Annotated in this window: 10 protein-coding genes and 6 tRNA genes; all 16 read right to left on the reverse strand. The window is 47.8% G+C overall.

Features of this window, described 5'->3' with window-relative positions:
- Positions 1-129 precede the first annotated feature (129 nt).
- The 16 genes from argB to hypB all read right to left on the reverse strand — a co-directional run bounded on the left by argB (position 130) and on the right by hypB (position 12,876).
- The gene (argB, locus tag Q5873_RS06785) at positions 130-990 is read right to left on the reverse strand and encodes an acetylglutamate kinase (RefSeq protein WP_276626174.1); all 861 of its coding nucleotides are present in this window, start codon (positions 988-990) and stop codon (positions 130-132) included.
- 138 nt (positions 991-1,128) lie between these two features.
- Positions 1,129-2,112 carry an N-acetyl-gamma-glutamyl-phosphate reductase gene (argC, locus tag Q5873_RS06790; RefSeq protein WP_303060101.1) on the reverse strand — a complete coding sequence of 328 codons (984 nt, stop codon included), beginning with the start codon at positions 2,110-2,112 and terminating at the stop codon, positions 1,129-1,131.
- Between the two features lie 19 nt (positions 2,113-2,131).
- Entirely contained in the window at positions 2,132-3,133 is a 1,002-nt protein-coding gene (gene argF / locus Q5873_RS06795) for an ornithine carbamoyltransferase (RefSeq protein WP_438364095.1), read from the reverse strand.
- 166 nt (positions 3,134-3,299) lie between these two features.
- Positions 3,300-4,601: a M20 metallopeptidase family protein gene (locus Q5873_RS06800; protein WP_303060035.1), complete on the reverse strand. Its 1,302-nt coding sequence runs from the start codon at positions 4,599-4,601 to the stop codon at positions 3,300-3,302.
- A gap of 409 nt (positions 4,602-5,010) precedes the next feature.
- A tRNA-Ser gene (locus Q5873_RS06805) sits at positions 5,011-5,099 on the reverse strand.
- Positions 5,100-5,297: 198 nt separating this feature from the next.
- The gene (gene tuf / locus Q5873_RS06810; RefSeq protein WP_276788128.1) at positions 5,298-6,485 is read right to left on the reverse strand and encodes an elongation factor Tu; all 1,188 of its coding nucleotides are present in this window, start codon (positions 6,483-6,485) and stop codon (positions 5,298-5,300) included.
- 80 nt (positions 6,486-6,565) lie between these two features.
- Positions 6,566-7,912, reverse strand: coding sequence for an amino acid permease (locus tag Q5873_RS06815; protein ID WP_288758927.1), 1,347 nt, complete (start codon positions 7,910-7,912; stop codon positions 6,566-6,568).
- A 295-nt stretch (positions 7,913-8,207) separates the two neighbouring features.
- A tRNA-Met gene (locus tag Q5873_RS06820) sits at positions 8,208-8,284 on the reverse strand.
- Between the two features lie 5 nt (positions 8,285-8,289).
- Positions 8,290-8,365 (reverse strand) — tRNA-Thr (locus Q5873_RS06825).
- A 31-nt stretch (positions 8,366-8,396) separates the two neighbouring features.
- Positions 8,397-8,472: transfer RNA gene (locus Q5873_RS06830), tRNA-Met, on the reverse strand.
- 7 nt (positions 8,473-8,479) lie between these two features.
- Positions 8,480-8,564, reverse strand: a tRNA-Tyr gene (locus Q5873_RS06835).
- A gap of 6 nt (positions 8,565-8,570) precedes the next feature.
- Positions 8,571-8,646 (reverse strand) — tRNA-Thr (locus Q5873_RS06840).
- Positions 8,647-8,894: 248 nt separating this feature from the next.
- A complete protein-coding gene (locus Q5873_RS06845; protein WP_276626864.1) occupies positions 8,895-9,689 on the reverse strand; it encodes an undecaprenyl-diphosphate phosphatase in 795 nt (264 codons plus the stop codon).
- Between the two features lie 272 nt (positions 9,690-9,961).
- On the reverse strand, positions 9,962-10,426 hold the full coding sequence (gene brxF, locus Q5873_RS06850; RefSeq protein WP_276788134.1) for a BREX-3 system P-loop-containing protein BrxF: 465 nt from the start codon (positions 10,424-10,426) through the stop codon (positions 9,962-9,964).
- A gap of 24 nt (positions 10,427-10,450) precedes the next feature.
- Entirely contained in the window at positions 10,451-12,214 is a 1,764-nt protein-coding gene (locus Q5873_RS06855; protein WP_303060039.1) for a hypothetical protein, read from the reverse strand.
- On the reverse strand, positions 12,202-12,876 hold the full coding sequence (hypB, locus tag Q5873_RS06860; protein ID WP_028254885.1) for a hydrogenase nickel incorporation protein HypB: 675 nt from the start codon (positions 12,874-12,876) through the stop codon (positions 12,202-12,204). The genes Q5873_RS06855 and hypB overlap by 13 nt, the downstream gene beginning before the upstream one ends.

The following is a 12,876-nucleotide window of genomic DNA, read 5'->3' on the forward strand; positions in this document are numbered from 1 at the left end:
ATCATACGCAAACGAGGGTTCCGTATCTGTTGATGTCGTATGTTCTCCGGCACCGTATAGCGTAGTATCCGTCATTGTAACCATTATCGGTTCGTTTATTTCCATATATCCCATGTAACTCGCCTCTCTTTATTCTTTTACAAACATGGTTCCCAAACCTTCGTTGGTAAGCAATTCAATCAGTATGGCATGCGGGATTTCACCATTGATAATAAATACTTTCTTTACCCCTTTTTGAATGGCTTCGATGCAGCATTCCACTTTGGGAATCATTCCTCCTGCAATAACGCCGTCTGCTACCAGCTTGGTCGTATCCGCTTCGGTCAGCTTCGGCACCAGTGATGTGGGATCGTCCTTATCGAGCATAACGCCGTCAATATTTGTCATGGCTACCATGCATTCTGCTTGTAAAGCACCGGCAATGTAAGCGGCCACCGTATCGGCGTTAATGTTATAAATCGTGCCGTTATCATCGACACCAACGGAAGCGACTACGGGGATATAGCCATTATCCACCAATGCTTTAATCAGTCCCGTGTCAATGCTGTCGATCGTGCCTACTAAGCCCAGGTCTTCACTTTTTTGATGCACCTTAATCATGGCACCGTCGACACCGCAAATGCCGGTAGCTTTGCCGCCAAGGCTTGCAATGTGTGCAACCAAGCTTTTATTCACGCGCCCGGCCAATACCATTTGCACCACATCCATCGTGGCTTCATCGGTAACGCGCAGGCCGTTTTTAAATTGTGAGGCAATCCCCATCTTGCCGAGGGTATCGTTAATGTCCGGTCCACCGCCGTGAACGAGTACGACTTTAACTCCCACTAATGAAAGGAGCAACAAATCCTGCATGACGGATTGTTTGATTTCTTCGTCAATCATGGCATTGCCGCCGTATTTTACTACCACATAGGTGTTCGTATATTCTTTAATGTACGGTACCGCTGCGGTCAACAACTTGGCCCGCATTGCATTTGATATTTCATTCATTGTCATAGTTCTTCCCTCTGTCTTTTCCATATACCTAAGCACTGTATCAACTGTTCGTCCATTCATGGTTCTTTTCTGTGATAAGCAATACGCCACAAAGCGCCAAGGCTCACTGCGTACTTGCTTTTCCCTCACGCACTACAATGCCAAGCCCGTTGTTTCCGGCAAGCCCAACGCAATGTTCATACACTGCACCGCCGCACCGGATGCGCCTTTGCCAAGATTATCGAAGATGGCATGGATAACCACGCGGTCCTCGTTGCCCGTGACTTTAATAATCATACTATCCTTACCGCTGTTGGTATTTGCTGCCATACAGCCCGCATTACCCTCATTGCTGAGTGACTCCACCGTTATCAGCTTCGCCTCTTTATAGGCAGCTTTCAAGGTAGTTTCTACATCCGCCGCCGTACCGTGTAAGGCCGCCGTCTGAAATCCGATGCTGACGATCATACCGCTGTAGTAATCATCGACAATGGGCATAAAAATCGGCGGCATACCGAGGCCCGTATGATGAACAACTTCCTTCAGATGTTTATGCATCTGCCCCATGCCGTAATGACGCGGTGCATATAAGTCTTGTGACTTATCGGCGCTTTCATAGTCGGCAATCATCGACTTGCCGCCACCGCTGTACCCGGTTAAGGAGGTTACCGTCACCGGATAGGTGGCCGGTACGATGCCCGCCTTCACCAGGGGATGAAGAATGGCTACCATTCCGCTGGCATGGCAACCGGGTACGGCAATGTGTTTCGTCGTAGCAATGCCTTTGCGATAGTCGTCGCTCAATTCGGCAAAGCCATAGGCCCAGCCCGGCGTCGTTCGATGAGCCGTAGAGGCATCGATAATGCGGCAAGGCAACTCCCCGATGGCATCGACTACGTCGTTAGCCGCCGCATCCGGCAAACATAAAAAGACAACGTCCGCTTCTGCAGCCAACGCCGCAATCGCCTTTGTATCTTTGCGCTTTTCTTCATCGATGGTAAGCACTTCTATATCCGGTCGCGCCGCCAATCGTTCGTAAATACGCAGTCCCGTCGTTCCTGCCTGTCCTACGATAAATACTTTATATGTTGCTGTTTCTGTCGCACTTGTCATTGCCTTTTCCTGTGCCCCCGTCATTACCGTCATTCCTCGCTTTCTATTTCAACGGATAGTCGCCGTAGGTAGCAACCATCACCGCTTTAATCGTATGTAATCTGTTCTCTGCTTCTTCAAATGCCAACGACTGTTCGCTTTCAAACACATCGTCGGTAACTTCAATGCCATCAAGACCGAAGCGTTCAAAAATATCCTTGCCCACCTGCGTATGCGTATCATGAAAGGCCGGTAAGCAATGGCAGAATTTTGTTTGTGCCTTACCGGTCATCGCCATCATGTCCGATGTAATGCGGTACGGCGTAAATTGTGCAATACGTTCACCCCACAGTTCGTAAGGATCACCCATGGTTACCCACACTCCGGTGTAGATGACATCCGCATCCTTCACACCGGCAGCCACATCATCTGTCCAAGTAACCGTGGCGCCCGTTTCCTTCGCCACCGCTTTGCATGCTTCTACGAAAGGTCCTTCCGGGAAATATGCCGCCGGACCTACCAATCTAAAGTTCATCCCCAGCTTTACTGCACCGGCCATCAGCGCATTGCACATATTGCATTGACCGCTGCCTACATACACAAAGGTTACCTCCGATAAGGGTTTGTCCAATTGTTCCGCCAAGGTGAGGAAGTTAGCCAATGTCTGTGTCGGATGATCTGCATCGGTTAAGCCATTCCATACCGGCACGCTGCTGTAATCGGCCAAGAGCTCTACCGATTCCTGGGCAAAGCCGCGGAATTCAATGCCGTCAAACATAGCGCCCAAGACACGCGCCGTATCCTTCATGGATTCCTTTTTGTTCATCTGGCTCCCCGTCGGTCCCAAATAGGTAGTGTGCGCTCCTTGATCGGCAGCTCCTACTTCGAAAGCGCATCGCGTCCGTGTGGAATCTTTTTCAAACACAAGAGCGATGTTCTTCCCTGTCATAAGCGGTACTTCGCAGCCGGCTTTTTTATCTGCTTTGAGCTTTGCCGCCAAAGCTAAGAGATAGGTAATTTCTTCCGGTGACAAGTCCAGCAATGTTAAAAAGTTGCGCCCCTTCATGGTATTCGCCATGCTTATAAGCGAGCCGTCCGCATCGGTTACGCCTATATTCTGCCACGCCTTATGCATCAGTGCATATGCTTGTTGTTTCCCTTGTAAGCCTTCTATATGTAATGTCATCGTAATCCCTGTCCTCTCTGTTATCTAACCTAAGGTGTACCTGTTCTCAGTCTGCCGATTTTGTTTCTAAAAGAACATCCGCCGCGGCTCCGCACATAAGGGTGACGCCGGTTTTTAAAATTGTTTCATCAATGATGAAGCTAGCATTGTGTAACGCCGGGCAGCCTTCGTAGCCGGTACCGAGCCAGAAAAAAGCACCCGGTTTTTCGGCAATGTATGAAGAAAAGTCTTCCGCGCACATCGACGGATGTTCCGGAGTAACTGCCGTAATTCCATATGATGCTGCTACCTTGCGCAGTCGCTGTGCGGAAGCGGCATGGTTCACCGTTGCGCCGTGACCGCGTTTATAGGTTAGCTCGGATGTAGTATGGAAAAGCATATCCAGTGCTTGCAGTGATTCAGTCAGGCGCGTTTCAATATAATCGCGCTTCGCCGGTGCAAAGGTACGGCATGTCCCTTCCAGCGTAACCTCACCGCAGCCTACGTTATATCGATCGCCGCCGTTAATCGTGCCTACCGTAACCACGATGCTTTCCATCGGATCTGTTTCACGGGCCACAATGGATTCGATGCCCGTAATCCAATTCGCCGCTGCCACAATCGCATCAATACCATTGTGCGGTTCCGCACCATGCGTGCTCTTGCCGGTGATAGTTACATAAAAATGATCCGACGCTGCCATCATCGCTCCGTCACGCACACCTACCGTGCCTACCGGCAATCCCGGCCACACATGAAGTCCAAAGATTTCATCCACTTCATCCAGCACACCAGAGGCCATAATGTTCTTGGCTCCGTTAATAAGCGCTTCCTCTTCTGCCGGCTGGAATACAATATACACACGACCCTGCAAAAAATTCTTTACTTTGTTCAGTACAGCGGCAGCTCCCAAGGCAATGGCCATATGACTGTCATGACCGCAAGCATGCATCACGCCATCATGGTGCGATGCAAACTCCGCACCTGTCTGTTCCTTCACCGGCAATGCATCCATATCGGCTCGCAATGCCACCGTCTTTCCTGGCTTGCCGCTGTCGATACAAGCCACTACGGCGTGACCGAATACCTGATCATTGTACGGAATTCCTAATGTATCCAACGTTTGCTTTATGTATAGCGATGTGTTCTCTTCTTCGCCGGATAGCTCCGGATGTGCGTGTAAATAGCGTCGCCACTCTACTACCTTAGGCTCTATAAAAGCAACTCCTTCTTTGATTAGTGCCTGTATGTCTTCATGGTTACTTCCATGACTGCCATCATAATGACTTGCCTGTTTGCCATCATGGCTATCTTTATGATTGCATTTATTCGAATCTATTTCTTCATGTGTTCCTTCATACGCTGTCATTTACGTTACGCCTTCTTTCTTATGATCAGCCATTCACGGCTATTTATTTTTATAATCTGTTTTGTATTTTTATTCCAAACGTTAGCGTAATTCTAGCACTATGCAACGAATAATGCAAGCGTTATTTTATATTTATTCAAAATAAAATGAATTTTTATAAAACAAAAAGCCTCCGAGAAAATCTCGAAGGCCCTGTTAATTACAGATATCCTATGAAGTTACGTACACCATATAACGCTATACATTATGCAAAATCATACGCATCCTATAAAATTATGTACATCATGTAAAGTCGCACGCATCCTGTAAAACCATAGGCATACTTTAAAATTGTACATATCATGTAAAGCCATACGTATGCTAATAAAATAAAAAAAGCTTTCGGCCTACACCGAAAGCTTAGATTGCATGGCGGAGAGAGTGGGATTCGAACCCACGGTGCGTTGCCGCATCACTGGTTTTCAAGACCAGCTCCTTAAACCACTCGGACACCTCTCCATACCTTGTCATTGTATCAAACTACAAAGTTCTTTGTCAATGAAAAACACCGATACAAAAACTCCCGCCGGAGCTTAGTTGCTCCAACGGGAGTTCTCTTGGAAAGGAATTATTATATATGGATCTCATGCAGATCCTATAGCACTACGTTATTACAGCAATACTGCCGTAATATGCATCATAACTACAATCGACAGCTTACGCTTCGATAGCAGTTACAACGCCGGCGCCTACAGTGTGGCCGCCTTCACGGATAGCGAAACGAAGACCTTCTTCGATAGCGATCGGAGTGATCAATTCGATATCCATAGTAATGTTATCGCCAGGCATGCACATTTCAGTGCCTTCCGGCAAGTTGATAACACCGGTTACGTCCGTTGTACGGAAGTAGAACTGCGGACGATAGTTGGAGAAGAACGGAGTATGACGACCGCCTTCTTCTTTCGTCAATACGTACACTTCAGCTTTGAACTTAGTGTGCGGATGAATGGTACCCGGTTTAGCAAGAACCTGGCCACGTTCGATGTCTTTACGGTCAACACCGCGAAGAAGAGCACCAACGTTATCGCCGGCTACTGCGGAATCCAAAGTTTTGCGGAACATTTCCAAACCGGTTACAACGGACTGGGACGGTTTTTCCTGCAAACCAACGATTTCAACAGTGTCGCCCACTTTGATTTCGCCACGTTCAACACGGCCGGTAGCAACCGTACCACGACCGGTAATAGTGAACACGTCTTCAACCGGCATCAAGAAGGTCTTATCGGTGTCACGTTCCGGAGTCGGAATGTATTCGTCAACAGCGTTCATAAGATCGATGATCTTATCAACATATTTCTGATCGCCTTCGAGGGCTTTCAAAGCGGAGCCTACGATAATCGGCACATCATCGCCAGGGAAGTCATAGGAAGAAAGAAGTTCGCGAACTTCCATTTCTACGAGTTCCAACAATTCTTCGTCGTCAACCATGTCGGCTTTGTTGAGGAATACAACGATAGCCGGTACGCCAACCTGACGAGCCAAGAGGATGTGTTCGCGAGTCTGCGGCATCGGGCCGTCGGCTGCGGATACAACGAGGATAGCACCGTCCATCTGAGCAGCGCCGGTGATCATGTTCTTAACATAGTCGGCATGGCCCGGGCAGTCAACGTGTGCATAGTGACGTTTGTCCGTTTCGTATTCTACGTGTGCCGTATTAATCGTGATACCGCGTTCACGTTCTTCCGGCGCTTTATCGATCATGCTGTAGTCCTGGAACTGAGCCTGGCCTTTTTCAGCAAGTACCTTAGTAATAGCTGCGGTAAGAGTTGTTTTACCATGGTCAACGTGACCAATGGTACCGATGTTAACATGCGGTTTAGTACGTTCAAATTTTGCTTTTGCCATTGAAGTAAACAGCCTCCTTCATCAAATAAAAACTCTCATACCTTGATTATAATACAAATTGCCTAAGAAAAGAAGGTGTATTATGCACTAATACGCAATTTATAAAAGCACCACAGCAATCCGAACCATGCAGGGGTGAAGAAAAGGGCTACCCTCGTTTCTGCGTTAAAGGCTAAGGTAATCACCACAAAGCTAAAGAACCCAATAATAGCATAGTTCATCAACGGATACAAAGGCATGGGAAAGCGATGTGCACCTTCACGATAGGCCTCACTTTTGCGATAACGCAAATGACACAGCACGATGACCACCCAAATAAAGATGAAGCAAAAGGTGGAGATGCTGGTGATTAACACGAACACACCTTCCGGTGTCACATACTGTAAGATGACGGCTAAAAAAATAACCAGCGCCGAAAAGACAACCGCGTTCATCGGCACCTTATTGGAGCGCAAGCGAAACATAATGCGCGGCGCATTGCCTTCCTTTGCCAACGCGTACACCATGCGACTGGTACTGAAGATGCCACTGTTACACGCCGAGGCCGCCGATGTAAGAACAATAAAGTTTACCAACGAAGCGGCTGCAAGGATCCCGGCTGCTCCGAATACCTGCACAAAGGGACTCTTGTCGGGGCTTACCGTAGTCCATGGATATATGCTCATAATAACTGCCAACGCACCGACATAAAAAATAATAATCCGCAGTGGGATATTGTTGATGGCTTGAGGAATAACCTTCTCCGGGTTCTCCGTTTCTCCCGCCGTAAGTCCGACGAGTTCAATGCCGGTGAAAGCGAATACTACCATTTGGAAAGAAAGTACAAACCCTTCCCAGCCTTTCGGAAACCATCCGCCGTACGACCATAAATTACTGATGGACGCCACACCGGCATTCGTTTCAAAATTAGTAAAAATCAAGAAACCGCCGCCGACGATAAGTCCCAGTATAGCCAGAACTTTAATAAGGGCGAACCAAAATTCCATTTCCCCGAATACCTTCACTGCCATGAGATTCATAAGAAACAAACAGGCTAGTATAATTAAACTAGGCACCCATCGCTCTACGCCGGGAATCCAATATTGTATGTATAGCCCCGCAGCGGTAACATCGGCCATCGCCAACGAAATCCAACAAAACCAATAGGTCCACCCCGTGACGAAAGCCATACCCGGTCCCATATATTCATACACCACATCTACAAAGGAATGGTTGTCCGGATTTGATAGCAGCAATTCACCGAGGGCGCGCATCATAAAAAAGCAAACAATGCCGGTAATAATGTAGGCCAATAAAATAGACGGCCCTGCCAAGTGGATGGAACGGCCGGATCCCAAAAACAAACCGGTACCGATGGCTCCGCCAATGGCCAATAATTGGACATGGCGATTTTTTAAGCCTCTGGCCAATTCTTTTTGTTCAGACATACTGTTCTCCTCTCTCAGTCTATTACAAATAGACACTTGTAAATACCTAACATGTCCTATTATGCCTAATATTCGGCGGCAACGCAACTGTTAGGTGCCAATCCTCCTTGCATACTTTGCATATAGTATATGCACCGTTTCTATATAAGGAAGCTGAAGTTCCGGAAAATAAAAAGAATCGGCATAACATCCAAAGATGTAGTCCAAAGCAAAAACGGAGCTGCATGATCACTGTCATAACAACTCCGTTCAGGCATAAAAAAAAGACCTTACGGTCTCACATCTATAATAAAATTGGTGGCGGCACACGGATTTGAACCGCGGACACATCGGGTATGAACCGATTGCTCTAGCCAACTGAGCTATGCCGCCATGTCTGGAGCTAGTGACCGGGATTGAACCGGTGACCTTATCCTTACCAAGGATACGCTCTGCCGACTGAGCTACACCAGCATATAGCCTTGATAGTTCAAGCATAAAAAAATGGTTGCGGGGACAGGACTTGAACCTGCGACCTTCGGGTTATGAGCCCGACGAGCTACCAACTGCTCCACCCCGCGATGAAAATGGTGGAGGGAGAAGGATTCGAACCTTCGAAGTCGAAGACGGCAGATTTACAGTCTGCTCCCTTTGGCCGCTCGGGAATCCCTCCACATCATGGAGCTGGCGATAGGAATTGAACCCACAACCTGCTGATTACAAGTCAGCTGCTCTGCCAATTGAGCTACGCCAGCGCGTCACAACGTAATTTATTATACACAATCTATTTTATCGTGTCAAGAAAATTTTTATTATTTTCTTGTTGTATTACTATATCGTGAACACTTTGTAATAATACCATAACTTCTTATATTACGCAAGAGGTTTTACAATTTTTTTGAAATCTGCCATCTTGCACATATAGCTTGCACCGGCCCGGCTACTGCTTACAAACTACACTAGCACAATGACACTAGCACAATAACGCCGGCCCAATTACTACTTACAAGTAAAAATACCACAGCGCAATCAACGCAATGACGATGCGATAGTACGCAAAGGAAGCTAACGATGATTTATTAAGGAATTTCAAGAACCATACAATGGAAGCATAGGCTACGACGAAGGCCGTAACAAAGCCGATGACGAACATCAGAAAATCCGACCATGCCAATTGACCGGCAATTTTTAAAAAGTCGTACGTACAAGCAATGAGCATAATCGGCACAGCCATAATAAAGGAAAAATCGGCAGCCGCTTTACGACTGACACCGAGCCAAAGACCGCCGGCAATAGTCGAGCCGGATCGTGAAAAGCCCGGCCACAAGGATAACACCTGGAAGAAACCGATTTGCAAACACTGCCAAATCGAAAGGCGATCTACGCGATTCACTCGTATGTCCGGATGAAACCGTTCCGCGCACAGCATGAACACACTGCCCGCCAACAAACCAATGATAACCGTAAACGGCGAGAACAATACATTTTTAATAAAGGAATGTCCGAAGAAGCCGATGACCATAGCCGGCAGCATACCGAAGAAAATATGTACCAATGACAAACCGTTGCGCCGCGTCCAATTTTCCCGCTTCAGCATGGTCATAAATTTTTCGCGATACAGCAGGAACACCGAGAGGATGGCCCCCAGCTGAATGAACACTTCAAAAACACCGGCTTTCTCATCGGAGAATCCTAAGAAATCACCTACGATAATCATATGGCCCGTACTGGACACCGGTAAAAATTCCGTAGCCCCTTCAACGATCCCCAGTATAAACGCTATTATATTTTGATCCATAGCTCCACCTCAAAATAACGACAACTGTACAATAGCTACATTATAGCTTGTTGTCTGTCAATTCTCAATCTTTTCTTATGCGCTTTACAAAATCTTTACAAAAATACCGCTCCTTCGAAACCATCCGTCCAAACGATAGACCTTCGGTTCCAAAGGAGCGGCTATGTATAAAAGTATATGTGTTGCGTAAGTATCGGTGCTATCCGTAATCATCACAACTACCTTAACAGATAGAATCGTCCGATAGCATACGAGTGCTGCTGTATAATGCTTTATTCTACAACAATAATGCGCTGCGGATTTTCTACTTCAAAAGAGAAATACTCCGGATTGTTATTATGTTCCAAGTGAAGCTTCGTGCCGTCAAAGCGACCGCGCCACCCTACGATAATCGGATATTCCTTGCTGATTTCTTTCAACAACTCCACCGGTGTTAAATTCAGAATCGGAGCAAACAACACATTCACGCCGTCAATGAGCGCCACCTTAGCATCGTATGCTTTCAGCGACGTACTGAGTTCGTCGTACGCCCGTTGCGGTCGTAGTTCATGGGCAACTTCCAAAAATTCTTCTTCCAATAAATCCTTGGCTTCCATGTACTTCCAGCCGTCCTGTTCGGCCAACTCGCGAATCAAACGGCTCTTGCCCGACCCCGGACCGCCGACTACGAACAAAATACGTTCGCCCTGTTCCTGCAATTCTTCCCAACGTGCTTTAATGTCCTGTGCAGTAATCATTGTGTTGCCCTCCTTGTGTGAAATCTATACGTTTCTTCGCAATGTATGATTAGGCCTATCGGAAAGGATGATTTCCTTGATAAATCCTCCTTCATTGCCTACAACAAACAACAGATAGCTGTGTTCCGACATCGGATTTTTATATGTATATACCGTCGTCCCCGCCTGTTCCTTGCCTTCGCCCGGCGTCATGCTGGTGGGCATACCGTACAAATACAGCAAGAGATATTTAGTGTCCCCGATGGAAATCCCTCGCCTTGTGGCACCGCCGCTGCTGCTGATGAGCACCCGCGAAATCATGTGGCGTGCATCATAGCTGACGAGCCAATTCTTATAGCTCACAAAGTCATCGCCATACAAGCGACCTTTCTTTTCCCATCGATCATCCTGCGCGCCCAAGAACGGTTCGTTAAGTGTATAGCCGCCTAATACGAAGTCATCCGCGGTGAGTTGATTCGGTACAAAATACCGTAGCTTCGTGGCGCCCATCATGTGCGGCCACACTTGACCGTCCACGGCATCCACCGCTACGACTTTGCCCTTCGCCACGGTAAACACCAAATACCGATACGTCGGAGCCAGATCGGTAATCACTCGACTATTAGCTACATTCTCCGCGGATGGGCTAAATTCCTTCTTAGCCATTTCCTTTTTTTCTTTAACACGGTTATGTGCCGTCTGCCAATGCGGCCGATTATTACGGAAGCGGGCCATATCTTCGGCGTACACCAAGAGGACGGCCCCGTCTTCACTGCGTTGCCACATGGCTTGCGGACTGCCGTAAGCAAAGAGTACTTCGCTGCGAGTGCTGCCCACCCCGATATGGCGCGGCGTCTGGAATAAAGAATCTTCTATGTGGATACTCGTCACCGTCGCATCCGCGTAGTTATATGTAAGCCCGGACGTGCGCAATACATTGGCATCCGCCCCGCCGGCAAGACCATCATATACCGTCACCGTATTCGTCGTAAGCGGTATCGTCGGCTTTGTTACCTTTTCAGTTTTCACTGCGTGAGCATTATCAGCCGTATCCGCGCCAAGCTTATCTGCACCGGTCTTTTTAGCAGCCGCCTTTTCCGTATCGGTCGGTTTAATATCGCGCTGCTTTTCATTAACCTGTTTTGCCTCAGTCTGTTTTACATCGATTGGTTTGGCATCGGCCTGCTTTGTGTCAGCTGGCTTTATATCAGATTGTTTTACATCAGACGTTTTTACATCAGACGTTTTCTCTTCGATCTTGCGTGCACTTGTTTTATCCGCCTTCGACGCTACCTCATCGGCTGCTTTTTTATTAAGCGCCGCATAGCTGCTTAAATCAATGGTGGGCTTCTTCGGATCGCCACCGTTCTCCCCTTTGTAGGTAACAAAGGGTCCCTTTCGTTCCACCGCTTGATAGGGGAAGAGAATTTGCCGCGGTCCTGCCGTCTTGCCTACTTGCAAGCCGGCAATGGTAAACTCCTCTGCCTGTAGCGGTGGTAATCGATTGGCCGTATACGTTGTGCCTACGGCATTTAAATCAATGGTATCACCGTTATCCTTGTCCGCCGGTTCCGCTTGCTTGGCTGCCTTAGCCGTTGCTGCCGCCGTCGATGTCGGCGATGTTACCTTTGGCAACGGTTCTCCGGCCGCTTCCTTGACCAACGCCTGTACCATCCGTTCCAACAACGCTTTACTGTCAGCTTTGCTGTCGTCGCCTTTGCTTTCATCGGCAGCACCAACCATAGACATGCTACCGGTTACGGCCAATACACAGGCCAACGCCAACCATCGTTTTACTATTCTTTGCATGCCGCTCCTTTCCGCTGAGCTTCAATGCGCTCGCTAAGCCAAGCAATCCATGCATCAAGTCCCGTCTTAGCCGTGCAGCTTACTTCGAACACCGCCGCCTGCGGATGCAACATATGAATATCCGCAATCGCCTTTTCCTTGTCAAAAGGAATGTACGGCAACAAGTCCACCTTATTCAATAGCACGGCTGCAGACTCTTTGAATATCAACGGATATTTAAGTGGCTTATCTTCGCCTTCCGTAACGGACAGCACAGTTACCTTCATGGCTTCACCGATGGCAAATTCCGCCGGACATACAAGGTTGCCTACGTTCTCGATAATAATCATATCCAGCGCATCCAAATCCATAGCCGCTACTGCCTTTTCAATCATTGCTGCATCTAAGTGACAACCGCCGACCGTATTGATTTGCAGCACCGGCACACCGAGGCGTTCTATGCGATCCGCATCCTTATCTGTATATAAATCGCCTTCGATAACTGCCAATCGATACGTTTTCGACAATTCGGTCAGCGTCGCTTCCAACAGCGATGTCTTCCCGGCCCCCGGCGATCCGAGCAAATTGAATACAAAAATGCCTTTTTCTGCAAAGGTGCGTTGCAATGTATCCGCAATGGCATCATTCTTTGCGAGTACATCCGTTACCACTTGCACTTCCAT

It is taken from the genome of Veillonella magna (assembly GCF_959600285.1).
In the GTDB taxonomy this organism is placed as follows: domain Bacteria; phylum Bacillota; class Negativicutes; order Veillonellales; family Veillonellaceae; genus Veillonella_A; species Veillonella_A magna.